Consider the following 23,640-nt stretch of genomic DNA (forward strand, 5'->3'; position numbering starts at 1 on the left):
CCGGTCCATCGAGGACCGGCCGGGTTGCACCGGTGGGATAGAAACGGTTCCATGCGTGGATATCTCGCGGGGGCGTTGTCCGCTGTTCTGATCATGGGTGCGGCCGGTCCGGCGGTGGCCGCGCCGCCCACCCCGGCACCGGCCCGGGACGCCGCCGGCTGGTCGGTGACCGACGGAAAGCTGACCTGGCGGTCGGGCGAGCGGGTGCCGATGGGCGACGCCGCGGTGGAGTTCTGGTCGGGCGACCGGATGCTGGGCCGGGCCCGCCCGCACCCCGACGGCCGCACGTTCAGCCTGCCGCTGCGCGGGGCGGTGCGGCCGGACGGCCTTTCCGTGCGGGCCGGTGGCGAACGGATCGACCGGCCCGAGCCACGCACGAAGCGGCGCGCCGGACCGGTCGCCGCGGCCCCGGCGCCGCGGCCCGCGAACGCCGTCGACCCCGGCGTACCCGGGCCCTATGAGCCGGTCACCGGGGAGTACGACCTCCCCGCGGTCACCCTGCCCGACTTCCCGGAGAAGGTCGAGATGCGGGCCGTCGTGGTGGCCCCCCGGGACGCTCCCGGCGTGCGCCCGCTCGCCCTGTTCCTGCACGGCCGGCACTGGATCTGCTTCCGCGGCGAGGAGGACGTCCCGCAGACGTGGCCGTGTCCGGCCGGCACCGAACCGGTCCCCAGCCACCGCGGCTACCTGCAGGCCCAGCGGCTGCTGGCGTCGCAGGGCTACTTGACCGTGTCCATCTCGGCGAACGGCGTGAACGGGCAGGACGGCGTGCTCGAGGACGGCGGCGCCCAGGCCCGCTCCTCGCTGGTCCGGCTGCACCTGGCGGCGTGGGCGGACTGGGCCGGCGCCGGGCGCGACGGCGCACCCGCCGCGGTCCGCGCCGCGCCGCCCGCCGACCTGTCCCGGGTGTTCCTGATGGGCCACTCCCGCGGCGGCGAGGGCGTGAGCCGGGCCGCCATGGACTCGCTGACCCCGCCGCCGGCCGCGCACGACGGATACCACGGCGAGGTGCGCTGGACGGTGCGCGGCCTGCTGCTGATCGGCCCCACCGCGTTCGGCCAGGACCCGGTGCCGGACGTGCCGTCGGCCACGATCCTGCCCGGCTGCGACGGCGACGTCTCCGACCTGCAGGGCCAGATGCTGGTGGACGAGACCCGCGGGGTCAGCCGCGGCCGGGCGCTGCACAGCGCGCTGTACGTGGTCGGCGCCAACCACAACTACTTCAACACCGAATGGACGCCGGGACAGTCGGCGGCGCCGTCCGTCGACGACTTCCGGGACGTCGGCGTACCCGACCCGGTGTGCTCACCCGGCGCCGCCACCCGGCTCACCGCGGCGCAGCAGCAGAACGTCGGCGCCACCTACATCGCGGCCGCCGCCCGGCTGTTCGTCGGCGGCGACGACCGGGTCCGCCCGCTGCTCGACGGCAGCGGCCGCGGCGCGCCGTCGGCCGCGCCGGCCCGGGTGCTCAGCCACGCGCTCGGCGCCGGCCGCACCCCGGCGCTCATCCCGGACCCGTCCACCCGGGTGACCGGCGGGGCGCGGATCTGCGACCAGGTCACCGACGACGAGACCGCGTCCTGCCTGGGCGGGGAGGCCGACCCGCGACAGGCGCACTTCGTGCCGTTCCGCTCGGCCGTCCCGGAACCCGGCCGGCACGCGGCCGAGCTGTCCTGGTCCGCCGCCGGGCAACCGGTCCGGCTCACCCCGTCCCGCCCGTTCGCCGTGTCCGGCGCCCGCGACCTGGCGCTGCGCGTGATCGTCCCGCCGAACACCACCGGCACCCGGTTCGGGGTGCGCGTCGTCGGCGCCGACGGCCGGCGTACCGGGCTGGGCGACGTCCGGATCGACGGGCTGCCCGGCACCGCCCGCACCACCTCGCACTGGGCCCAGGAGGTGCGGGTCCCGCTCAACGGCGTCACCGGCCCGCTGACGGCGCTGGAACTCACCCCGCGCACCGCGTCGGGCCGGGCCTGGTTGCTCGACGCCTGGGGCTGGCGGCCGGGCACCCCGGACCCGGGCACGACCGCCCTGCCCCGGCTGGACATCGGGAACCTCGAGGTGGCCGAGGGCGACTCCGGCTTGGCGGAGTACCAGATCCCGGTCCAGATCTCCGGGGCCGGCGGCGGCGTCGTCCGGCTGTTCCTGAGCGACGCCGACACGTTCGAGACCCGGTCCTGGCTGGCCACCGTCCAGCCGGGCCAGCGCACCATCCCGGTCCCGGTCGAGGTCACCGGCGACACCGTGTGGAACTACACGGAGGAGCACGGGCTGACCGCCAAGGCGGAGCAGAACTTCGTGATCGGCGACTACGTCGGCGGCGTCGCGGTCCGCAACGACGACCCGGATCCGGTGGTCACGGTGGAGTCCGCGACCGCCCGGGTCGCCGAGGGCGGGACGCTGACCTGGACCGTCGCGGTGTCCGCGCCGACCGAGACCGGATACTTCGCGGTCACCAGGGCGCTGCCACCGGCGGCCGGGACCGAGCTGTCCACCACGGACGTCGATCCGGCCTGGTTCACCGACAACACCGGGGAGCCGGTCGAGCCGTCCCGGCCGCTGTCGCAGACCTGGGTGACGCCGTACGTGTTCGTCGGACCGGACGCGGGCACCGGAGAGCTGACCGTCCCGACCGTCACCGACCCGCTGACCGAACCGGACGAGGCGGTGGAACTGCACTTCCTCGAGTACGCGGACGCTCCGGTGCCGGACGAGGTGCTGACCGGGGTGGTCACCGGCGGCTGAACCCGGGCGCCGATTCGTTCAAGACGGCGTCACCGCGGCCTTGGTACCTTCCCGCCATGGACCCGATGACCTCACCGTCGCGACACCTCAGTGCGTACATCGACCGCCCGGCACAGGAGGTCTACGACTACGCGTCGGACCCGGCCCGGCTGCCCGAGTGGGCACCCGGGCTGGGCACCTCCATCGCCCTGGTCGACGGGCAGTGGGTGATGGAGTCGCCGATGGGCCGGATCGTGGTGACGTTCGCGCCGCACAACGAGTTCGGCGTCCTCGACCACCACGTGACGCTGCCGTCCGGGGAGGACTTCTACAACCCGATGCGGGTGACCGCCTCCGGTACCGGCTCGGAGATCGTGTTCAGCCTGCGCCGCCAGGCGGCGATGAGCGACGAGGACTTCGACCGCGACGCCGACGCGGTGCTGGCCGACCTGGTCCGGCTCAAGCGCCGGATGGAGCATTGACCGCGGTGCATACGATGAGCCGATGGCGAACAACCTGATGCTGTCCCGGCGTACTCTCCTGGGCGCCGCGGCGGCCGGCGGCGCGGCGGCTCTCGTCGGTTCCCGGCCGGCGTCCGCGGCCACCAGGCCGCGGGCCGTGCGCGAGCTGGAGGAGAAGATCCAGGCCGGCATGGCCGCCTACCGGATTCCCGGCGTGGCGTACGGCCTGCGGTACCGGGGCGCCGACTACACCGGCGGCTTCGGCGTGACGAATGTCGACGATCCGGAGCCGGTCGACGCGGACACCGTCTTCCGGGTCGGCTCCACCAGCAAGACGTTCGCCGGCACCACGGTGATGCGGCTGGTCGAGCGCGGCCAGCTCGACCTGCACCGCACGGTCCGCAGCTACCTGCCGGACTTCCGCACCGCCGACCCGGCCGCGTCCGCCCGGGTCACCGTGCGCGAGGCGCTCAACCACAGCGCCGGCTGGCTCGGCGACTTCTTCCTGGACACCGGCGAGGGCGACGGCGCGCTGGCCGAGTACGTCGCCGCGATGTCCGTGCTGCCGCAGCTGACCCGGCCCGGGCAGGTGATGGCGTACAACAACGCCGCGATCGGGCTCGCCGGGCGGCTGATCGAGGTGGTCACCGGCGACACCTACGAGCAGGCGGTGCGGTCCCTCGTCCTCGACCCGCTGCGCCTGCGGCACAGCGCGTTCACGCTGGGCGAACTGCCGGGCGTGCCGGTGGCCACCTCGCATCTGTACGACGAGGACGGCGCGCCGGTGGCGTACCCCGAGGGGTTCTTCATCTGGCGGAGCCTGAACCCGGCCGGCGGCCTGATCTCCAGCGCCCGGGACCAGCTGCGCTGGGCGAACTTCCATCTGGGCGACGGCGGGCGGCTGCTCACCCCGGCGTCGATGCGCCGGATGCAGTCACGGCCCGGGCCCGGCGGCGCGCTGTTCACGGAGACCGACGGCTTCGGGGTCACCTGGATGCTGCGGCCGACCGCCGAGGGCCCGAAGGTGGTGCAGCACGGCGGCGACTGGACCGGGCAGCACTCCGGTTTCCTGATGGTGCCGCAGCGCGACTTCGCGCTGACCGTGCTGACCAACTCGGAGACCGGCCCGGCGCTGACCGCCGAGCTGTTCGCCGACGACTGGGCGCTGTCCCGTTTCGCCGGGGTGCACAACCTGCCGGCGGTGCCGCGCGCGCTCGGCGCGGCCGAGCTGGCGCCCTACACGGGTACGTTCACCGCGGAGCAGATCAACCCGGACGGCTCCACGGCCGCCATCGTGCTCGACCTGGTGGCCGACGCCGGGCAACTCAGCATGCGACTCGACGGCGACGAGATCGGGCGGCTCGCGTTCTACCGCCGCGACTGGGTGCTGGTGCTCGAACCGAACGGCGCGCCCGCCCACTTCCGGGCCGACTTCCTGCGCGACGGCGGCGAGGTCCGCTGGTTGCGTTACGGCGGGCGGCTGTTCCGTCACGGGCCCGCGCCGGAGGCCCGCACCCGGTCGGCCCGGCCGGTGCCGTTCCGCCTGAACACCCTGCCGTACTGACGCTCACCACCGATCGGCGGTGGCACCCGGGCAAGCGGCGGGGCACGAACGGACACACCGCCGGGGCAGGCGCATGGCGGCACGGCCGTGGGGGTAGGTACCGGCCGCCACCGTCCTGAGGAGACACCGCATGTCTGAGACGTCCCGGCGGCCCGTCCGCGTCCTGGCCACCGCCGCCGCGCTCGCCGCCCTGCTGGCCCAGTCCGGATGTTCCTCGGCCGAGCCGCGGAACACGCCGGAGGCCGCCGGCTCGAGTCCCGCCGCCGCGCCGCCGGAGCCGTCCGCCACCCGGAGCAGCCGCCCGGCCGGCCAGGGTTCCGACGTCGCGAACGCGAACCTGGACGAGGCGATTCTGCAGGGCCGGCGGCAGGTGCTGATCCACCTGGTGGAGGCGGACCGGGACCTGTCGGCCAGCTACGAGGGCCCCATCACCACCGGCCCAGGAACGGACGACGGCGCCCGGTTCCGGCTGGTGCCGGAGGGCGACGCCTACCTGATCGAGACGTTGCGCCCGGTGGAGTTCGAGGGCCGGTTCTGTGCCGTGGTCAAGACCGGCGGCGAGCGCGCGTCGCTGTCGACGACCGAGTGCGAGCCGAGCGACACGACCCGCTTCCTGATCAGCGACACCGGGAAGACCGACGACAAGGGTCGCCCGGCCTACCACATCAAGAACGACAAACACGGTTTCGTGCAGTGGAGCGCCGACGACCGGAGTCTCTACGTGCAGCAGGTCGGGGACGCCGCCGTGCAGGGATCGTTCAGCTTCGTGGACCGCGGCGCCGCCTGACCGCGCCGCCGGCGTAAAGGCGTTGCCCGCCGCGAGTCCCGATCCCTACCGTGTAGATCAACCGCACGGGGACATGGGTGGAGGGAGGCTCCGGTGGACGTCCTGGTTCTGAACGCCGACTTCGGCCCGCTGCACCGGGTCAGCCTCCGGCACGCCGTGCGGATGCTGGTCCGGCAGGTGGCCGAGGTACACGAGGCCCGGCCGGACCGGCTCATCGGCGTCTTCCCGATGCCGACCGTGGTGCGGCTCGTCTCCTACGTGGTGACCCGCTGGCGGCACTCCCGGGGCCCGGCCTGGTCCCGGCGCGGCGTGCTCGAACGCGACCACCGCGCCTGCGCCTACTGCGGTCGCGCCGCCTCCACCGTCGACCACGTGCTGCCCCGCTCGCGCGGCGGCGCGAACACCTGGCTCAACACGGTGGCCGCCTGCGGCCGCTGCAATCAGCGTAAGGGCGACCGGACGCCGTCCGAGGCGCACATGTCGCTGCGCACCGCACCGTCCGTGCCGACCTGGGACGCGGTCTACCTGCGCTGAACCGGGCCGGCGAGGTCGCCACATCGCCGGCCCGATCCGGTCCGGCCGGAGACCGGCCTGACAGGTTGCTGACATTCGTCCGCGATCGTGATCGTCATGTCGGGTATCACGTGGGTCCGTCGCGCCGTCGTTCTGCTCGCGGTGTGGTGTCTGGCGGCCGGTTGTACCGGGGCGCAACCCGGGAAGGACGGCGGCGGCCAGCGGGTGGCCTCGCTGACTACGGGCGCGCCGCAGACCCGTCCGTCGGATGACCCCGAGGACCGTCGTCCGCTGGTCCGCATCGACCGGACCGAGGCGGAGGTGGAGAACCTCTGGGCGGTGTGGGGTTCCTGCGCGCGGGAGAAGGGCGGCCCCCGTTTCGACGACATGGAGATGGCCCGGAAGATCTACCGCGAAGGGGACGCCGAGGCCGAGGCGGTCCGGACGGCATGCCTCGCGAAGGAGCCGGAACTCTTCGAGGACCGGCAGAAGCGGACCGACCCCACGGCCTACAAGGACAACCAGCGGGAGTGGTACGAGTGCGCCCGCAAGGCGGGCTACCAGGTCACCATCGCCGACCCGGAGACCGGCGAGTTCGGGCTCAGCGAGATCGGCCCGAACGGTGACTTCCGATCACCCGGAATCGAAGCGTGCCGGCGGAAGGCGTTTCAGGACTGAGACTAGGGTCGGCGGGTGACCGATGAGCGCCGGCGCTGGCTGATCCTGGTCGTCGGCCTGCTGGCGATGACCGCGACCTGCATGTTCCAGTTCGGGTTCGCCTACCTCATCCCGGCGCTGCGCGCCGACGGCTTCTCCCTGGAACAGGCCGGTGTCCTGGTCGCCTGTCCCACGGCCGGTGGAGTGCTCACGCTCATCGCCTGGGGCGCCGCGGCCGACCGGTGGGGCGAGCGGGTCGTGCTGGCCACGGGTCTCGCGGTGGCCGGCCTCGTACTGGTCGCCGCCCGGTGGGTGCACGGCACGGTGACCCTGGCGGTGTGCCTGGTGCTGGCCGGCGCCGCGGCCGCCTCGGTGCTGGCCAGCGGACGGCTCATCCTCGGCTGGTTCGCCCGGCGCGAGCGGGGCCTGGCGATGGGCATCAGGCAGATGTCACAGCCGATCGGGATCGGGCTGGCCGCCGCGATCCTGCCCACGCTCGGGGCCGGCGGTCTCGGCGTACCGCTGCTGTTTCTCGGCGTGTGCCTGCTGGCCGCGTCGGCGGCGGTGGCCGTCCTGGTGCGCGATCCGGAACGGCCGCCGCCGGGACCGGGCCGGACGGCGGGAGCGGCGTCGCCGTACCGGACGCCGGTGCTGTGGCGCATCCACGCGGCCAGCGCGCTGCTCGTCGTGCCGCAGTCCACGGTCGGCACGTTCGCGCTGATCTTCCTCACCGACGCCCGGGGCTGGACGGCCGTCGGCGCGGGACAGCTGCTGGCCGGAGCGCAGGTCTTCGGCGCCCTAGCCCGGCTCGGCGCGGGTGCCTGGTCGGACCGGACCGGCAGCCGGATCCGGCCCATCCGGATCCTGGCGGTGACGACCGGCGCCGGCATGCTGGCCCTGGCGGCCGCCGCGGCGGCCGGCTCCCGCCTGGCGGTGCCCGTCCTGCTGTTTCTGGGGGTGGTCGTGGTGAGCACCAACGGCCTGTCCTTCACCGCGGTGGGCGAGTACGCGGGTCTCGCCTGGGCGGGCCGTGCCCTCGGCGTCCAGACCACCGGCCAGAACACGGTGGGGGCGGGCACGCCGCCGGTCCTGGCCGTGGTGATCGCGGGCGCCGGCTTCGGACCGGCGTTCGCCGCGGTGGCCGTCTTTCCGCTGTTGGCGGCGATCCTGGTGCCGGCCGCGGCGGACGCCCGGAACCCGCAACCGACTAGCGTCCGGGCAGCCGGGTGACGGTCAGCGCCGGATCGGCGGCGATCTCCTCCTCGGTGAAGCGATCGGTGACCCACCGCTTCTCGTTGTAGAGGCGGGTCTGGTCGGTGTGGTGCGGCGAGTCCGGGTTCCCGGACTGGCCGTAGGTGAGCAGCGTCCGGGCCCGCGGGCCGGACCGGGTCAGCTCGACCGCCATGAGGAAGCTGGACCCGTGCTGCACCTGGGAGATCCGCGGCACCGGGGAGGTGATCACGTTGAAGCAGCCCTCGCCGCCGGAACATCCGTGCACGCCGAGGTCCGCGTACCGCTGCACGTCCCGGAGGCGGGCGTCGACCGGGACGCCGGCCGCGGTGAACGCGGTGACCGCGTCGGCGAGCATGGTGCCGGCACCGGGCCGGGTGGCGTCGAAACCGCGCGGGGTGTGCGCCGGGTCGGCGGGGTCGAACGGCACCGCCCAGGGGAACGGGCCGCTCTGTACGAACACCCGCCAGAGTGCCGCACCGCGCGCGTCCAGGTCGCCCCGCCCGTTCCAGGCCGCCAGCACGCCGCAGGCGGCGCGCACGTCGACGGTCCGGCCGTCCGAGCCGGTCAGCGTGGGCCGGTCGCGGCAGAACGCGACCAGCCCGGCGCGGCCCTGCTCCGCGGTGTAGTTCCGGTTGGTGAGCATGGCCGCCCGCAGCGAGGAGAGCGTGAATCCGGGCGGGCCGAGGCCGTCGCTGCCGTCCAGCCGGCCGGCGATCAGATCCAGCCCCAGACGGGTCCGGGCGGAGCGCGCCGTCCCCTGGTCGCCGACGATCGCCGGGTACCCGGTGAGCGGGGCGGCCGGGTTCGCCAGCCACGGGCTGTCGTTCATGTTGCTCACGTGGTCGCGGCGCAGCAGCGTGGGCAGCCGGCCGGGCCCGAGCAGACCGGGCCGGACCGCGTCGGCGTCCGTGCCCCAGGCACACGCGGACCGGGACCCGTCCAGCACCGGAATGCCGTCCACGTCGGCGAGCCCGCACCGCGCGACGAGCGCGTCGGTGACGTGCGGGACGGCCTGCAGGTCGCCGTAGAACGCGGTTCCGGTGACGTCCGCGGCGACCGTGTTCACCCACGGCGAGGCGAGCAGCCGGGTCTGGACCCGGCGCAGCTCGTGCACGTCGCGGGCCCGCGCCATGGCGAGCCACTGGTCGATCGTGCGCAGATTCCCGGCGTTCGCGCTGCGCAGCTGGAACGCCTGCGTGGTGTCCCACGGGAGCGTGCCCGGGATCGTCACCAGCGGCCCGTCGGGCGTGCTGTAGACCGGCTGCGACACCGCGGCGAGGGTGCCGTCGGCCTGCCGTACGGTCACCGTGACCGGGTCGCGGCGCAGCGCACGGGCCTGCCCGTCCACCAGGTACCGGGTCGGATCGCCGGGCACGAGCGCCAGCCGGTGCAGCGTGACCGTGGTGGCGGTGGAGACGGTGTGCGTCCACGCCAGCCGCTCGTTGTGCCCGATCGCGACGGCCGGCAGCCCGGGCAGGGTGGCGCCGGTGACGTTCAGCCGGCCGGGCAGGGTCAGCTGCAGCTGGTGGAAGCGGCGGTCTCCGTTCCACGGGAAGTGCGGGTTCGCCAGCAGCATCCCGGTGCCGGCCGCGGTGGCGTCCCGGCCCAGCCCGATCGCGTTGCTGCCGATGCCGTTGCCCAGCCGGCGGGGGAGCGCGCGCGGGGCGGTCCGGGACGCGGGTGCGGCGGTGCCCGGCGGCTGCGCGGCCGCGATCAGTCCGGTGACCGCCTCCGCGCCGCCCAGTTCGGACAGTTGCAGCGTGCGCCGCCAGACGTCGGTCTCGGTGATCGGGCGCACCCAGGCGGCGCCGCGGCACACCGACTCCGGCAGCCCCGCCACGCCGGTCCGGGCCAGGTACCGGTTGTAGCCGGCGGCGTATCCGCGGGCCAGTCGCCGGGCCTCGGGTGACGGCCCGGACGGTGCGGCCAGCGCCCGTTCCACCACCCGCGTCTGGTTGACCCACCGGTGGTAGAGGTCGGACTCGACGTTGCCGCCCGCGGGGCCGAACCATCGGGAGCGCTCGCCGTCCAGCGTCACGATCTGCTGGGCGAGCAGGCAGAGGTTGTCCTCGGCGAACGCGTACCCCGCGCCGAGCCCGAGGCCCCACCAGCTGTGTGCGCGGATGTGCGGGATGCCGTACTCGGTCCGCCGTACCGTGGCGCCGGAGGTTCCGTCCGCCGCCCGGGCCCCGGCCGGCGCCGCCGTGGCCAGCGTCAGCGCGGCGAGACCCGCCGCCACCCATCGTCGCGCCCGCCCGTTCATGGGTCACCTCACCGTCGTCGCTCCGCAGCATCCCTCCGAGCATCCAAGCACGTCCATGCCGCCGGGGCCGGGGACGGTACGGAGGGGCACACCCTTGCGGTGGATGCAGACAGACGGGGGCCGGGCGCGCCAGCGGTATTGATCGCAATGCCTAGCATCGCGGGATGCGTCTCCCGTCGAAGACAATCGTCTCTGGAATCGTTGCGCTGGCCACCGTGGCGCCGGCCGCCGGATGTGGCAAGGACAAATCCGGGAACACCGCCTGGGTCCAGGCCGCGCCCACTCCGGCCGCCTCGGCCACGGCCCGGCCGGCCGCGGCGCCGAAGTCCGTCGCGGACCGGTGCAAGCGCGCGGTGGCCGCGCTCAACACCTACGCCGGCGTGGCCGCGAAGCATCCGATCGAGATCGGGCCGGGCGGTGGCCAGCCGCCGGAGAAGGACGTCGCACCCGTCAAGGAGGCGGCGGCGAAGGCCGTGGCCGAGCTGCGCATCGCCGCCGACGGCGCGACCGAGAAGGCCGTGCTGACCCAGCTGAACGCGTCCATCGACGTGCTGGAGGAGACCGCGGCCGGTGAGTTCGGCGACGACCAGCGGTTCCTGCCGGTGATGCCGCTGATCAAGGCGTGCGGGAAGGCCGCGCCGGAGCTGACCAAGGGCGACGACCTGAAGTTCGAGCTCAACTTCGGCTGACGTGAGCTGTCCGAGGTGCGGACCCGGACGGGGGAACGACATGCCCACCCAGCCCCTGGGCACGGCGGGACCGGTCGGGCAATCATGAAGGCATGGCGGGACGGACGGATCTGGGTGACTTCTTGCGCAAGTGCCGGGCGGAGGTGCCGCCGGAGGCCGCCGGCATCACCGGCCACACCGGTCGCCGGGTACGCGGCCTGCGCCGCGAGGAGGTGGCCCGGCTCGCCGGCGTGAGCGTGGACTACTACACCCGGCTGGAGCAGGGCCGGCACCGCAGCCCGTCGGACGCGGTGCTGGACGCCCTGGGCCGGGTCTTCGGGCTCGACGCCGCCGCCCGGGCCCACCTCGCCGACCTGGCCCGACCGGCCCGGCGCCGCGCCACGCCGGCTCCGGTCCAGCGGGTCCGCCCGGCGATGCAGCAGATGATCGCCTCGATGGTCGACCATCCGGCCTTCGTCATCGGCCGCCGCACGGACGTCCTGGCGTCGAACACGCTGGCCCGCGCCCTGCTCACCGACTGGACCCGCCTGCCACCCCGGCACCGCAACTACACCCGGTGGGTCTTTCTCGACCCGGCCGCCCGCGCCGCCTTTTTCGACTGGCCGAGCGTGGCGGCCGACGTGGTGGGCACGCTGCGGCTCTACGCGGGGCGGTTCCCCGACGATCCGCGGCTGGCCGACCTGGTCCGGGAGCTGACCGCGAAGAGCCCGGAGTTCGGCACCTGGTGGCACGCGCACCAGGTGCACGAGCGCACGTACGGCACCAAGCAGATGGTGCACCACGCCGTCGGGCCGATCACGATCCGCTACGAGGCGCTGACCCTCCCGGGCGACGCGGACCAGACGCTGTTCGTCTACACCACCGATCCCGGCAGCCGGTCCCACGACAACCTGCGCCTGCTCGCGCTCTGGGCCGCCCAGCAGACGAACGAGGCCACGGCCGACTCCGCCTGAGGCGCCGGTTCCGGGTCGACCGTTACAGTCTCCCGGTGATCGATCTCCGGAGACTCGCGGAACCGTGGCGGCGGTGGGACGTCACGGTCCGGGACCTTCCGCTCGGGCTGCTGATCGCCGTGCTGTCCTTCGTGCCGGCCCTGAACGACCGCGGGACGCGGCTCGGCGACCTGCCGGCCCGCCCTTTCGACGCACTGGCCGTGGTGGCGATCGCCCTGGAGTGCCTCCCGCTCGCCGTCCGCCGGCGCCGGCCGGCCGTCTGCCTCGCCCTGGTGTCGGTCGGCTTCGCGATCGACCAGCTCCGCGGCTACCACACCGTGGCGGGCGTCGCGCTGGGCATCGCCCTGATCAGTACGGCGGCCCACCTGCACCGTCACCGGCGCGCCGTCATCGCCGTGGCCACCGTCGCATACGTGCTCCTGGCCGTCGCCCTCGACCGGCGGGGCGCGGCCGAAGGACTGCTCGGGTACGTCACGTTCTATCTGGTCACGGCGATCGCCTGGGGCACCGGAGCGTGGCTGCGCCGGTCCCGGGCCGCCGAGGCCGCGCTGCGCCGCCACGTGGCCGAGGCCAGCCGCACCGCCGAGCGGACCCGCATCGCCCGCGAACTGCACGACGTCGTGACCCACCACGTGACGGCGATGGTCGTGCAGGCCGAGGCGGCGCGCTACCTGACCGCCGCCCCCGACCGCCTGGACCACACGCTCAGCGCCGTCACCGATACCGGCCGGCGGGCCATCACCGACCTGCGGCACCTCCTCGACCTGCTCAACCCCGACCACGGCACCGACCCGGCGGGCGGGTCCGGGCCGGCCGCCGACGGCAGCCTGCGGATCGGCGAGATCCACGCCCTGGTGGAGCAGACCCGGCAGGCCGGTCAGCCGGTCGAGTACACCGCGGAGGGCAGCCCGCCGGAGACGGCCGGCAGCACCGAGGTGGCGGCCTACCGGGTCGTCCAGGAAGCCCTGACGAACGCCCTCAAACACGCCCATGGCAGCCGTACCACCGTGCACGTGCGCCACGGCGAGAAGGAGACGACCGTGGAGGTCAGCACCGATGACTCGGGTTCGCACGCCGCGTCCCCCGGCGGGAGCGGGCGCGGCCTGGCCGGGTTGCGTGAACGGGTGGCCGTGCTCGGCGGCGAGTTCAGCGCGGACCGGCGGGCCGGCGGCGGCTTCGTCGTACGGGCCCGCATCCCCAGCGGGACGTCGTCGTGACCGCGCCGGTGCGCGTGCTGGTCTGCGACGACCAGGCGCTGATCCGGACCGGTTTCGCGACCATCATCGACGCGCAGCCCGACCTCGAGGTGGTGGGCGAGTGCGGCGACGGGCGGGCCGCGGTCGACCTCGCCGGCCGGCTGCACCCGGACGTGGTGGTGATGGACGTCCGGATGCCGGTCCTCGACGGCATCGCGGCGACCCGCGAGCTGGCCGGTGCCGGGGTGGCCCACCCGGTCAAGGTGCTGGTGGTCACGACCTTCAACCTCGACGAGTACGTGTACGAGGCGCTGCGCGCGGGGGCGAGCGGGTTCCTGCTCAAGGACGCCCCGCCGGTGCAGCTGCTGAACGGCATCCGCACCGTGGCGACCGGCGCCGCGCTGCTGGCACCCGAGGTGACCCGGCAACTGGTCGGCCGGTACGCGGCCCGGATCCGCCCGGTCGAGGGCGCGCCGGACGACATCGCGTTGACGCCCCGCGAGCTGGAGGTGTTGCGCCTGATCGCCAACGGGCTGTCGAACAGCGAGATCGCCGCGACGCTGGTGATCAGCCAGGAGACCGTGAAGACGTACGTGTCGCGCATCCTCACCAAGCTCGACCTGCGCGACCGCGTGCAGGCGGTGGTCTACGCCTACCGCCGGGGGCTGGTGACCTGACCGGCGGCGGGCGGGCGCCGTACCCGACCGGTGGACATCGGCGGAAGTCGGCGCGGCCCGGCGTCCGGCGTTCGTACCCTCGCGGGGTGATCCGATCCCTCGTTCTCGCCCTCGCTGTGACCGCCGCGCTGTCCGGTTGCGGCGGCGACCCGGAACCGGCCGGGCCGGCGCCCACGGCCGCACCGGCCGGCGCCGCGCCGTCCGCGTCCGCGCCGAAACCGGCACCGGGGGGCGTGGCCGCGTGCCGGCTCGTCGGCGAGGCCGTCCGGGCGGAGACGCTCCTGGACGACGGCGTGGTGGACGCCATCGTCGCGGACACCAGGCGGGCGTCGCCGTTCCTGCGCGCGGCCGGCACCCGGCTGGGCGCCGCGTACCGGAATGCGGCCGAGGCCCGGGGCACCCCGAAGGAGGACGCCTTCGTGCTGTCGCTGAAGCAGAGCGCCGGTCAGATGATGCAGACCTGCACCACCGCGAACCTGCCGACCAGCTGACTGGCGCCCACGCCCGCGGGTCACTCGTAGGAGATCGCCCGCAACACGTCGGTCCGCGCGGCCCGCGCCGCCGGCAGGATCGCGGCGACGACCCCGATCACCGCGCCCAGCGCCAGACAGAGACCGATCCGGGGCCAGGGGAGCGCGAACGTGGTGATGCCGCTGCGGTGCAGGGCGCGCACCACGGCCGCGCCGAGCCCGGTGCCGACGGCGACGCCGAGCAGCGCGCCGAACACCGCGATGAGCACCGCCTCCACCGTCACCATCCACATGGTCTGCCCGCGGGTGAGGCCGACCGCGCGCACCAGGCCGAGTTCCCTGGTGCGTTCCAGGACCGACAGGGCCAGGGTGTTGACGACCCCGAGAACCGCGATGAGGACGGCCAGTCCCAGCAGGATCTGGATCAGGGTGGCGATCAGGTCGTACTGGCCGGTCTGCCGCCGCAGGTAGCCCTCCCGGTCGGTCACGGTGATCTCCGGGCTGTCCGCGAGCAGTGCCTCGACCTGGCGCCGCACGTCCGCCACCGCGGCGTCGCCGGCCACCGTGAGGTCCACGTTCGCCAGCTGCGGCACGGCCAGGTTGGGCACCTCGGAGATGGGCAGCAGCCACTCGCCCACGGCGTCACCGCCGGTGTAGACGGCGGCGACCGTCATGGACCGGGTTCCGCCGTAGGCGAGCCGGACCCGCACCGTGGAGCCGGGACGCAGGGAGAGCCGCCGCGCCGTGTCGTCCCGCACGGCCACCCGGTTCGGGCCGAGGTCGGTCAGGGCGCCCGCCACCGCCCGCATGGAGTACATCCGGGCATGCGCGGGCACGTCGGTGACGACCGCGACGGCCGCCCGTTCGCCGTCGACGGCCGCGTCGCCGCGGTAGGTGCCGGCCGCGGCGCTCACTCCGCCGAGGGCACGTACCCGCTGCAGGACCGCCGGGTCGAACGCCGGCGGGTCGTCGGCCAGCGAGGCGTCCCCGGCGATCAGCAGGTCCGCCGTGATCTGGTCGGCGATCCGGTCGCGCAGGCTCGCGGTGGTCGACGCCAGCACGGTGTTCATCCCGGTGATCAGGGCGATGCCGACCATCAGGGCGGTGGCGGTGTTCGCCGTGCGGCGCGGATTGCGGCCGGCATTGAGCCGGCCGAGCCGCCCCGCGGCCGTACCGGCGAAGAGCCGCCCGATCGAGCCGGCGACCGGCCGGGCCATCGCCGGGGTCAGCAGGACGACGCCGACGAAACCGGTCACCGCCCCGGCGCCGAGCAGCCAGGCCGTCCCGTCGCCGACGACGCCGGCGGTGAGCAGGGCGGCGCCGAGCGTGCCCGCGGCGATCCCGGCGCGGTTCAGCGTGGTCAGCGGACGGTCCGGGGTGGCGGACTCCCGCATCGCGGCGATCACCGGGATACGGGCGGCACGCAACGCCGGTACGACCGCGGCGACCAGGCTCACCAGAACACCCACCCCGAAGGCCGCGACCGGCGCCATCAGCGGCACCCCGATACCGGCGAGTGCCACCGTCCTGCCGCCCTGGGTGCTGAACAGCCAGGCGAGGAGCGCGCCGACGCCGATGCCGGTGCCCAGGCCGACGGCGGCCGCGGTCACGCCGATGACCAGCGCCTCGGCCAGCACCGAGGCGAGGGTCTGCCGCCGGCTGCCGCCGAGCGCGCGCAGCAGGGCCAGTTCCCTCGTCCGCTGCGCGACCAGGATGGCGAAGGTGTTGAGGATCAGGACGACGCCGACGAGCAGGGAGACGGCGGCGAAGCCGAGCAGGACGCTGTTGACGACGGCCAGGTCCGACTGCGCGTCCGTCCGTGCGGCGGCCCGCAGCTCCGCGCCGGTCTGCACCCGGTAGCCGGCGCCCAGGGCGGACCGGATGCCGGCCTGGACCGCGGCCGTCGGCACGCCGGCCGCGGGCGTCACGCCGACGGCCGAGAACTGCCCGTCGCGGCCGAGCATCAGCCGCGAGGCGACCGAGGAGTGGAACGAGACCTCCAGGTTGCCGCCCAGGCTGTCCCGCCCGCCGGTGTACTCCTGCACCCCCACCACGGTGAAGGTGCGCCGGGGCTGCACGGTCAGGATGCCGACCCGGTCGCCCAGGCGGACACCGGCGGCCTCGAGCAGGGCCGCGTTGAGCACCACCTCGTCGCCGGTCCGCGGCGCGCGGCCGGCACGCAGCCGGACCAGGTCGTTCTCGCCGGTCCAGGTGGAGCCCAGCCGCGACGATCCGGTCGTGGTGACCACCTTGCCGTCGGTGCCGATGACGCGCGCGCCGTCCACCGAGACGATGCCGGTCGCGGCGGCGACGCCGGGCACGGCCCGGACCCGGTCGACCAGCCCGGCCGGCACTCCGGTGCGGATCTCCTCGTCGTCCTCGGTGCTGCCGCCTTCCGGGGCGGGACGCACCTGGACGTCGACGCTGCGGTACTGCAGGGCGTACAGGTCGTCGAACGCGCGGCCGAGCGTGTCGGTCAGGACGAACGCCCCGGACACGAACGTGACACCGAGCACGATGGCGAGCCCGGACAGCAGCAGGCGCAATTTGCGCGACAGCAGGCTCTTCCACGTGGCGTGCAGCATGGCTCAGCCCTCGACCCGGTCGAGGTTCTTCATGGTGTCGAGCACACCCTCCGCGGTCGGCGCGCGCAGCTCGGTGACGATCGCCCCGTCGGCCAGGAAGACCACCCGGTCGGCGTGTGCGGCGGCCACCGGGTCGTGGGTGACCATCACGATCGTCTGGCCGAACTCGCGGACCGAGGCGCGCAGGAAGGCGAGCACCTCGGCACCGGACCGCGAGTCGAGATTGCCGGTGGGTTCGTCCGCGAAGATCACCTCGGGCCGGGGTACCAGCGCACGGGCGCAGGCCACCCGCTGCTGCTGGCCGCCGGACAGCTGGTTCGGCCGGTGCCCCAGCCGCTCGCGCAGGCCGACCGCGTCGATCACCTGCTCCCACCACGCCGGGTCGGGGCGGCGGCCGGCGATCGACAGCGGTAACCGGATGTTCTCCGCGGCGCTGAGCGTGGGCAGCAGGTTGAACTGCTGGAAGATGAAGCCGATCTGGTCGCGGCGCAGCCGGGTCATCGCCCTGTCCCGCAGGCCGGTCAGCGCGGTGGCGCCGATCCGGACCTCGCCGCGGGTGACCGCGTCCAGCCCGGCCATGCAGTGCATCAGGGTGGACTTGCCGGATCCGGAGGGACCCATGACGGCGGTGAACTCGCCACGGGCCAGCGAGAGGCTGACGCCGCGGAGCGCGGTCACCTGAGCCTCTCCGGAGCCGTAGAGCTTCCAGACGTCGTCGGCACGGACGGCTACCGGGGTGGTCATCGGATTCCTCCCAGGGGTGAACGCATCGGACGCGGTGATCGCGCCGCCACACGATCGCCGTCGCCGCGGCTGATCCGCTTCGGCGCCTGGCGGTAGAAGCGCCTACTGCGGCTGGTGTAGGCCGGCGGGTCCGCGGGTACTGTCGGCGGACGAGGCCGGACGGCCCGCGCTTCCGTACCGTGATCTGCATGTCGGCGATCGGATCGAAGCTGCGCGTCTGGCGCGGCCGCGCGCTCAGCCACCCCCAGCTGAGCGACCTCGTCCTGGGCCTGGTGGTGACGGCGCTGGTGCTCGCCGCGACGGTCATTGGCGGCGACGACCAGGAGAGCCGCCCGCTGCACGGCACGGACTACACGGCGGCCGTGGCCGCCGCCGCGCTGATCGCCGGCCGGCGACGGTGGCCGCTGCCGGTGCTCGCGCTCGCCACGCTGGCGACGGCCGCCGCGACCGCGGAGACGAACCTGCTTCCCGCGTTCGCTGCCGCGGCGCTGGTGTGCGTGTACACCGTCGCCAGCACGGCCGGCCGGGCCGCGGCCTGGTCGTACACGGTGGTCGCGGCGACCCTGGTCTACCTCGCCGCGGTCCTGCTCGGTGGCGCCGGATGGCGGCAGCCGGAGTCGGTGAGCGTGCTGGCCTGGGGCGGCCTGGCCACGGCGCTCGGCGAGGTGGCCCGCGTCCGGCGCGCGTATCTGGAGGCCGTGCTGGAACGCGCGGACCGGGCCGAGCGCAGCCGCGAGGAGGAGGCGCGCCGCCGCGTCGTCGAGGAACGGCTGCGCATCGCCCGCGAACTGCACGACGTGGTGGCACACCACATCGCCATGATCAATGTCCAGGCCGGGGTGGCCGCGCACGTGCTCGGCGACCAGCCGGACCAGGCCCGGAACTCGATGGCCGAGGTGCGCCGGGCCGCGCGTACGGTGCTGGAGGAGCTGTCCACCGTTCTCGGTGTGCTGCGCGCGCCGGGCGACCCCGCGGAGGCCGCCGCGGAACCGCCACCGGGGCTGAACCGCCTGGACGACCTGTTGCGCACGCTGACCGCCGCCGGCCTGCGGGTCGAGCACACGCAGGAGGGCGACGCCCGGGACCTGCCGGCCGCGGTGGACCACGCGGCGTTCCGCATCGTGCAGGAGGCTTTGACCAACGCGCACAAGCACGGCGCCGGCGGTACCGTGCGGCTGTGCCTGGCGTACACCCACCGGGACGTCAGCATCGTGGTGGACAACGCGCAGCGCGTCCCGCCGCCGGTCCCGGCCGGCACCGGCTACGGCCTGGTCGGCGTCCGGGAACGCGCGACGGCGGTCGGCGGTACGGTCACCGCCGACGGCGACGGGGCCGGAACGTTCCGGGTCCGCGCCCACCTGCCGGCCCCCGCGCCGAGGAGCGCGCCGTGACCAGGATCCGGGTCCTGCTGGCCGACGACCAGAAGCTCATCGTCGCCGGCTTCCGGGTGCTCATCGACTCGGCGCCGGACCTGGCGGTGGTCGGCGAGGCGGCCACCGGCCGGGAGGCCGTCGAGATGGCCCGCACGGCCCGCGCCGACGTGGTGCTGATGGACATCCGGATGCCGGACCTGGACGGCATCGAGGCCACCCGGCTGATCACCGCCGACCCGGACCTGAGCGACGTGAAGGTGCTGATCCTGACCACCTTCGAGATCGACGAGACCATCCTGCACGCCCTGCACGCCGGCGCCGGCGGCTTCCTCAGCAAGGGCGTGGAGCCGGCGGACCTGCTCGACGGCATCCGGCGGGTGGCCCGCGGCGATTCGCTGCTGTCGCCCAGGGCGACGCGGACCCTGATCTCCCGCTTCCGGCAGGAGCCGCCGCCCGGCCCGGCGCCGGTGCCCGGCACGCTCGGCGGTCTGACCCCGCGGGAGACGGAGATCGTCGCGCTGGTGGCCGTCGGCCTGGCCAACGACGCGATCGCCCAGCGTCTCTACGTCTCGCCGCTGACCGTGAAGACGCACATCAACAACGCGATGGGCAAGCTCGGTGCCCGGGACCGGGCGCAGCTGGTGGTGCTGGCCTACCAGAGCGGTCTGGTCCGGCCCGGGTGACCGGGCGCACCCGGCGCCCGCACCCGGGCCGGGCTCCCCGCCGGGCCCGGCTCAGTTCCCCACGCCGAGGCCGGACATGAACGCGGCCGGGTACCGGTCGCCGCGCGCCGCGCCCGGCGGCACCGCCCTCTCGATCTCGGCGAGGTCTTCCGCGGTGAGGTGCAGCCGGAGTGCGGGCAGCGCCTCGGCCAGCCGCTCGCGGGTCCGCGCACCGACCAGCGGCACGATGTCCGCACCCTGCGCGGCCACCCAGGCGATGGCCAGTTGGGCGACCGTGCACCCGGCCGCCCCGGCGACCCGCCGCAGGGCCTCCACCAGGGCGAGGTTGTGTGCCACGTTGCCGTCCGCGAACCGCGGGCTGAGGCCGCGGGCGTTGCCCGGCCCGGCCGCGCGGCCGGCGGACCAGTGCCCGGAGATCAGGCCGCGGCCGAGCACGCCGTACGCGGTCAGCCCGATGCCGAGTTCCCGCAGCGTGGGCAGGACCTCCGCCTCCACCGCGCGGGACAGCAGCGAGTACTCGATCTGCAGGTCGGCCACCGGATGCACGGCGTGCGCCCGGCGGATCGTCGCCGCGTCGACCTCGGAGAGCCCGAGGTGCCGCACGTACCCGGCGTCGATCATCTCCTGGATCGCGCCCACCGTGTCCTCGATCGGCACCGCCGGGTCCAGCCGGGCGGGACGGTAGATGTCGATGTGGTCGGTGCCCAACCGGGTCAGCGAGTACGCCAGGAAGGTACGCACAGCCTCCGGCCGGTTGTCGTGGCCGCCGAACCCACCGCCCGGCCCGCGCAGCATGCCGAACTTGACGCTCAGCTGGTAGCTGTCCCGGTTCCGGCCGCGCAGCGCCTCGGCCAGCAGCAGCTCGTTGTGGCCCATGGCGTAGAAGTCGCCGGTGTCGAACAGCGTGACGCCGGCGTCCAGCGTGGCGTGCACGGTGGCCACGCTCTCCGCGCGGTCGGCCGGGCCGTACGCGCCCGACATGCCCATCGCACCCAGGCCCAGCGCGGAGACGGCCGGTCCGGTGCTGCCCAGAACTCGTGTCTGCATCATGTCTCCACCCTGCGGCGCAGCCCGTGCGCCGGAAAGCGGAGCGCTCATCGGGGGAGAGCGGCTCCCTGGCTCGGCCCGCCGGCCGCGGGCACCATGGGGTCATGCAGCGTGACCAGCTCGCCGACTTCCTGCGCCGCCGCCGCGAGGCGATCCGCCCGGCCGAGGTCGGCATCGCCGCGGGCCCCCGCCGCCGCACCGCCGGCCTGCGCCGGGAGGAGGTGGCCCTGCTCGCCGGCATGTCGGTGGACTACGTGGTCCGCCTCGAAACCGGGTGGCGGTCCTGCTGATGGGCGACCTCACCGGCTTCACCGGCGACCGGCGGTACGTCGTCTACCGGTGGTTCACCGACCCCGGCTCTCGCGCCGCCGACCCGCCCGCGGACCAGGAGCAGCACGGCCGGCAGCTCGTGGCGGACCTGCGCGCGACCGCCGGCCGCCGGTCCGGCGATCCCGCCGTGGCCGGGCTGGTCGCACGACTGCGCGCCGCCAGCGCCGAGTTCCGCCGGGTCTGGGCCGAACACGAGGTGGCGGTCCGGCGCGCCGACCGCAAGACCGTGCTGCACCCGCGGGTCGGCCCGCTGCGGATGGACTGCGAAACCCTGGTCACGCCGGACCAGGGTCAGCAACTGCTGGTGCTCACGCCGGCGGACGCCGAGGCCCGGGAACGGCTGGAGCTGTTGCGGGTGCTCGGCACGGAGGAGTTCCGCACCGGAGCGCGGTGAGTTCCGGCTCCGCGTACCGGAGGTCGAGGGTGTCGGTGTGCCCGGGCCAGGTGAGCGTGAGCCGCCAGCAACCCGGCCGCGGCAGGTCGACAATGGACGGTCCCGGTCCGCCGGAAACGGTGTGGCGCACCAGGTCCGGGGCGCCGGCGAGGCGGGCCTCGATGACCAGGCCGCCGGGCTCCGGCGCCGGGTGCGCCGTCCACAGGATCTTGTTGGCCGGACCCGCGCTCCGGGGCGGCGCGGTCAGCGGATGGCCGAAGAGCACGCCGAGGATGCGGCCCTGGTCGCCGACCACGAACGGAATCCCGGACGGCGACGGATCACCGAACCCGGACCTCGCCCACTCCGGCAGGACGTCCCGGCGGACCGCGGGCGAACAGGGCGGCGGCGGGGCCGGGCCGGGCGCGGTGCAGCCGGACAGCAGCACGGCGGTCGCGGCGGCGGCCCCGGCGAGCCGGTAGGTCGTCATGCCGGGGAGACACCGCCGCGGCCGGGCGGGTTCCCGGCGCCCGCGTCCGCGGCGGCGGCCCCCGCACCCGGCACGGGTCCGCGGGAGCCGCCGGCGGTTCAGCGGCTGGCCAGCAGCCCCATCCGGCGCAGGCGGGACAGCCAGCCGTTCATCGTGTGCCGGGGCACTCCGTAGCGCCGGGCGAGCCCGGTCACGCTGTCCGCGTTCTGGTAGGCGGAGAGCAACTCGGCCGGGTCCGGCATCCGCCGGTAGCTGCGCTCGCTCTTGGCGTTCGCCGGCCGGGCCTTCGGGCGGACCGGGGGGCCGCCGTTGGCGGCGTGGAACGTGCCGCTCGGCGCGGTGAACGCGGAGACCAGCCGCTCCAGCGAGACGGGCGGGAATGCCTCCGACGACACACTGCCGCCCTCACCGGCCACGATCGCCACCTCGAGCACCCGCGCGCCGGCGGACGACGCCTCCAGACGGATGGTCATCTTGCTTCCGGCCGGGTCGTCGTCGGCCTCGACGGTGACAGTGAAGCGGGCCATCTGGTGTGTTACCTCCGTTGCCGTTCTCGGTCGTTGACCTGCGTTCGTGTCGTGCGGCGGTGCCACCTCAGCCGGCCGGGTCGAAGGCCACGTGGAGGTCGGTCAGGAAGCGGAAGTTGATGCTGTCCTTCCAGCGGAACTCCGGGCTCACCAGCGACAGCGTCCGGGTGCCCGCGAGGAGCGTGGACAGCGCGGCCTGGATCTCGATCAGCGCGAGTCCCGCGCCCAGGCAGTAGTGCGGCCCGAACCCGAAGGAGAGGTGTTCCTTGGACTGCCGGGTGATGTCCAGGCGCTCCGGGTCGGCGAATTTGGCCGGGTCGTGGTTGCCGGAGCCGACCACCAGGGTCACCGGCTCGGACGGGCCGATCAGGTAGTCGCCGATCTCGATGTCGGTGGTCGCCATCCGGGTGGTGAACTGGACCGAGCTGTCGAAACGCATCAGCTCGTTCGCGGCGGACGGCATCAGGTCCGGACGGTCCCGCAGCAGCTGCAGCTGGTCCGGGTTGAGCAGCAGCGCGCGGACCGCGTTGGCGATCAGATGGCTGGTGGTCACCTGGCCGGCGTCGATGATCAGCAGGAAGTTGGCGAACAGCTCGTCCTCGGTGGCGCCCGCCGCGTCGCCGTCGGCCAGCATCCGGCTGGTCAGGTCGGGCTGCGGGCGGCCGCGACGATCGGCGGCGACCCGCTCGAACACCTCGCGGATCCGGCGTACCCGCTCGACCTCGGCGGGCGACTGCATGAAGAACTCGTGCAGCAGGCTGCTCCAGCCGATCAGCAGGTGGCGGTCCGGCTCCGGGAAGCCCAGCAGGTCGGCCACCACGTCCAGGGCGAGCGGCTCGGCCAGGTCGTTCAGGACGTCGAGGCGGCCGGTCGCGCGGTGCGCGTCGAACAGGCGGGTCACGCGCTGCTCGATGGAGCCGCGCATCTCCTCCATCGCCTTGCGGGTGAAGGCCTGCCGCATCATCGCCCGCAGCCGGGTGTGCCGCGGCGGGTTGTTGAACAGCATCATGTCCGACAGCGCGTCGGCCAGCGGTCGCATCCCGGCCCGCCGGTCCGCCGGGAGCCGGTCCAGCAGCGGCGTGACGCGGTCCTCCGACAGCCGCGGGTCCCGGCTCAGGGCCGCGATGTCGGCGTGCCGCAACACCACCCAGGTGGCCATGATGTCGTCCCAGTAGACCGGCGAGCGTTCGCGCAGGATCCGGTACAGGGCGTACGGGTCCCGCACCCACTCCGGCTGGAACAACTCGAGCAGGGTGGACGGTGTTGCGGTCAGGTCGGTCATGCGTGTTTCCCCCGTTGTC

At 74.4% G+C, this 23,640-nt stretch carries 21 protein-coding genes and 1 pseudogene; 15 read left to right on the forward strand and 7 right to left on the reverse strand.

The genetic code is table 11. The features are described 5' to 3' along the window. Positions 1-51: 51 nt before the first annotated feature. The 7 genes from LDL48_RS38750 to LDL48_RS38780 all read left to right on the forward strand — a co-directional run bounded on the left by LDL48_RS38750 (position 52) and on the right by LDL48_RS38780 (position 7,936). Positions 52-2,745 carry a hypothetical protein gene (locus tag LDL48_RS38750; protein WP_225260163.1) on the forward strand — a complete coding sequence of 898 codons (2,694 nt, stop codon included), beginning with the start codon at positions 52-54 and terminating at the stop codon, positions 2,743-2,745. 56 nt (positions 2,746-2,801) lie between these two features. After that, positions 2,802-3,206: an SRPBCC family protein gene (locus LDL48_RS38755; RefSeq protein ID WP_308016544.1), complete on the forward strand. Its 405-nt coding sequence runs from the start codon at positions 2,802-2,804 to the stop codon at positions 3,204-3,206. A 22-nt stretch (positions 3,207-3,228) separates the two neighbouring features. Next, on the forward strand, positions 3,229-4,749 hold the full coding sequence (locus tag LDL48_RS38760) for a serine hydrolase domain-containing protein (protein ID WP_225260164.1): 1,521 nt from the start codon (positions 3,229-3,231) through the stop codon (positions 4,747-4,749). A gap of 130 nt (positions 4,750-4,879) precedes the next feature. Next, on the forward strand, positions 4,880-5,536 hold the full coding sequence (locus LDL48_RS38765; protein WP_225260165.1) for a hypothetical protein: 657 nt from the start codon (positions 4,880-4,882) through the stop codon (positions 5,534-5,536). A gap of 93 nt (positions 5,537-5,629) precedes the next feature. Next, positions 5,630-6,070 carry an HNH endonuclease gene (locus LDL48_RS38770; RefSeq protein WP_225260166.1) on the forward strand — a complete coding sequence of 147 codons (441 nt, stop codon included), beginning with the start codon at positions 5,630-5,632 and terminating at the stop codon, positions 6,068-6,070. Positions 6,071-6,166: 96 nt separating this feature from the next. Next, positions 6,167-6,727, forward strand: coding sequence for a hypothetical protein (locus tag LDL48_RS38775; protein WP_225260167.1), 561 nt, complete (start codon positions 6,167-6,169; stop codon positions 6,725-6,727). A gap of 15 nt (positions 6,728-6,742) precedes the next feature. Further along, a complete protein-coding gene (locus tag LDL48_RS38780) occupies positions 6,743-7,936 on the forward strand; it encodes an MFS transporter (RefSeq protein ID WP_225260168.1) in 1,194 nt (397 codons plus the stop codon). Here the strand turns inward: LDL48_RS38780 and LDL48_RS38785 are convergent. Next, positions 7,914-10,202 (reverse strand): acylase, encoded by a 2,289-nt coding sequence (locus LDL48_RS38785; RefSeq protein ID WP_225260169.1) that lies wholly within the window; start codon positions 10,200-10,202, stop codon positions 7,914-7,916. The two genes, LDL48_RS38780 and LDL48_RS38785, sit on opposite strands and share 23 nt — an antisense overlap. A 164-nt stretch (positions 10,203-10,366) precedes the next feature. Here LDL48_RS38785 and LDL48_RS38790 point away from each other — a divergent pair, with 164 nt between their 5' ends. The 5 genes from LDL48_RS38790 (at position 10,367) to LDL48_RS38810 (ending at position 14,208) form a co-directional block, all read left to right on the forward strand. Then, the gene (locus LDL48_RS38790) at positions 10,367-10,891 is read left to right on the forward strand and encodes a hypothetical protein (protein WP_225260170.1); all 525 of its coding nucleotides are present in this window, start codon (positions 10,367-10,369) and stop codon (positions 10,889-10,891) included. 92 nt (positions 10,892-10,983) lie between these two features. Beyond that, complete coding sequence (locus LDL48_RS38795) at positions 10,984-11,844, forward strand: helix-turn-helix transcriptional regulator (protein ID WP_225260171.1); 861 nt, start codon at positions 10,984-10,986, stop codon at positions 11,842-11,844. Between the two features lie 35 nt (positions 11,845-11,879). Beyond that, on the forward strand, positions 11,880-13,061 hold the full coding sequence (locus tag LDL48_RS38800; RefSeq protein ID WP_225260172.1) for a sensor histidine kinase: 1,182 nt from the start codon (positions 11,880-11,882) through the stop codon (positions 13,059-13,061). Beyond that, a complete protein-coding gene (locus LDL48_RS38805) occupies positions 13,058-13,717 on the forward strand; it encodes a response regulator (protein WP_225260173.1) in 660 nt (219 codons plus the stop codon). Before LDL48_RS38800 ends, LDL48_RS38805 begins: the two co-directional genes overlap by 4 nt. 86 nt (positions 13,718-13,803) lie before the next feature. Beyond that, a complete protein-coding gene (locus tag LDL48_RS38810; RefSeq protein WP_225260174.1) occupies positions 13,804-14,208 on the forward strand; it encodes a hypothetical protein in 405 nt (134 codons plus the stop codon). 20 nt (positions 14,209-14,228) lie between these two features. On the opposite strand, the gene LDL48_RS38815 is transcribed toward LDL48_RS38810, so the two are convergent. Together LDL48_RS38815 and LDL48_RS38820 are read right to left on the reverse strand one after the other, a co-directional pair. Further along, positions 14,229-16,772, reverse strand: coding sequence for an ABC transporter permease (locus LDL48_RS38815; RefSeq protein ID WP_225260175.1), 2,544 nt, complete (start codon positions 16,770-16,772; stop codon positions 14,229-14,231). Between the two features lie 3 nt (positions 16,773-16,775). Next, positions 16,776-17,516, reverse strand: coding sequence for an ABC transporter ATP-binding protein (locus LDL48_RS38820; protein ID WP_225260176.1), 741 nt, complete (start codon positions 17,514-17,516; stop codon positions 16,776-16,778). A gap of 188 nt (positions 17,517-17,704) precedes the next feature. Here LDL48_RS38820 and LDL48_RS38825 point away from each other — a divergent pair, with 188 nt between their 5' ends. Further along, the gene (locus LDL48_RS38825; protein ID WP_225260177.1) at positions 17,705-18,907 is read left to right on the forward strand and encodes a sensor histidine kinase; all 1,203 of its coding nucleotides are present in this window, start codon (positions 17,705-17,707) and stop codon (positions 18,905-18,907) included. Continuing rightward, positions 18,904-19,572, forward strand: coding sequence for a response regulator (locus LDL48_RS38830; protein ID WP_225260178.1), 669 nt, complete (start codon positions 18,904-18,906; stop codon positions 19,570-19,572). The genes LDL48_RS38825 and LDL48_RS38830 overlap by 4 nt, the downstream gene beginning before the upstream one ends. A gap of 51 nt (positions 19,573-19,623) precedes the next feature. On the opposite strand, the gene LDL48_RS38835 is transcribed toward LDL48_RS38830, so the two are convergent. Beyond that, entirely contained in the window at positions 19,624-20,622 is a 999-nt protein-coding gene (locus tag LDL48_RS38835) for an aldo/keto reductase (protein WP_225260179.1), read from the reverse strand. A gap of 101 nt (positions 20,623-20,723) precedes the next feature. Between LDL48_RS38835 and LDL48_RS38840 the strand changes: the two are divergent. Then, a pseudogene (locus LDL48_RS38840) lies at positions 20,724-21,343 on the forward strand (MmyB family transcriptional regulator). Here LDL48_RS38840 and LDL48_RS38845 read toward each other — a convergent pair. From LDL48_RS38845 to LDL48_RS38855, 3 genes are all read right to left on the reverse strand, one after another. Continuing rightward, positions 21,258-21,812: a hypothetical protein gene (locus tag LDL48_RS38845; RefSeq protein ID WP_225260180.1), complete on the reverse strand. Its 555-nt coding sequence runs from the start codon at positions 21,810-21,812 to the stop codon at positions 21,258-21,260. The pseudogene LDL48_RS38840 and the gene LDL48_RS38845 overlap by 86 nt on opposite strands. A 98-nt stretch (positions 21,813-21,910) precedes the next feature. Further along, the gene (locus tag LDL48_RS38850; protein ID WP_225260181.1) at positions 21,911-22,339 is read right to left on the reverse strand and encodes a hypothetical protein; all 429 of its coding nucleotides are present in this window, start codon (positions 22,337-22,339) and stop codon (positions 21,911-21,913) included. Between the two features lie 67 nt (positions 22,340-22,406). After that, on the reverse strand, positions 22,407-23,621 hold the full coding sequence (locus tag LDL48_RS38855) for a cytochrome P450 (RefSeq protein WP_225260182.1): 1,215 nt from the start codon (positions 23,619-23,621) through the stop codon (positions 22,407-22,409). Positions 23,622-23,640 lie beyond the last annotated feature (19 nt).

This window comes from Jidongwangia harbinensis (assembly GCF_020216025.1).
Taxonomy (GTDB): Bacteria; Actinomycetota; Actinomycetes; order Mycobacteriales; family Micromonosporaceae; genus Actinoplanes; species Actinoplanes harbinensis.

Coding starts and splice junctions, on each gene's coding strand:
- LDL48_RS38755 (WP_308016544.1), top strand. CDS start 2,802: ATGGACCCGATGACCTCACCGTCGCGACACCTCAGTGCGTACATCGAC.
- LDL48_RS38795 (WP_225260171.1), top strand. CDS start 10,984: ATGGCGGGACGGACGGATCTGGGTGACTTCTTGCGCAAGTGCCGGGCG.
- LDL48_RS38750 (WP_225260163.1), top strand. CDS start 52: ATGCGTGGATATCTCGCGGGGGCGTTGTCCGCTGTTCTGATCATGGGT.
- LDL48_RS38760 (WP_225260164.1), top strand. CDS start 3,229: ATGGCGAACAACCTGATGCTGTCCCGGCGTACTCTCCTGGGCGCCGCG.
- LDL48_RS38845 (WP_225260180.1), bottom strand. CDS start 21,812: ATGACGACCTACCGGCTCGCCGGGGCCGCCGCCGCGACCGCCGTGCTG.
- LDL48_RS38815 (WP_225260175.1), bottom strand. CDS start 16,772: ATGCTGCACGCCACGTGGAAGAGCCTGCTGTCGCGCAAATTGCGCCTG.
- LDL48_RS38775 (WP_225260167.1), top strand. CDS start 6,167: ATGTCGGGTATCACGTGGGTCCGTCGCGCCGTCGTTCTGCTCGCGGTG.
- LDL48_RS38765 (WP_225260165.1), top strand. CDS start 4,880: ATGTCTGAGACGTCCCGGCGGCCCGTCCGCGTCCTGGCCACCGCCGCC.
- LDL48_RS38785 (WP_225260169.1), bottom strand. CDS start 10,202: ATGAACGGGCGGGCGCGACGATGGGTGGCGGCGGGTCTCGCCGCGCTG.
- LDL48_RS38855 (WP_225260182.1), bottom strand. CDS start 23,621: ATGACCGACCTGACCGCAACACCGTCCACCCTGCTCGAGTTGTTCCAG.
- LDL48_RS38835 (WP_225260179.1), bottom strand. CDS start 20,622: ATGATGCAGACACGAGTTCTGGGCAGCACCGGACCGGCCGTCTCCGCG.
- LDL48_RS38820 (WP_225260176.1), bottom strand. CDS start 17,516: ATGACCACCCCGGTAGCCGTCCGTGCCGACGACGTCTGGAAGCTCTAC.
- LDL48_RS38850 (WP_225260181.1), bottom strand. CDS start 22,339: ATGGCCCGCTTCACTGTCACCGTCGAGGCCGACGACGACCCGGCCGGA.
- LDL48_RS38790 (WP_225260170.1), top strand. CDS start 10,367: ATGCGTCTCCCGTCGAAGACAATCGTCTCTGGAATCGTTGCGCTGGCC.
- LDL48_RS38825 (WP_225260177.1), top strand. CDS start 17,705: ATGTCGGCGATCGGATCGAAGCTGCGCGTCTGGCGCGGCCGCGCGCTC.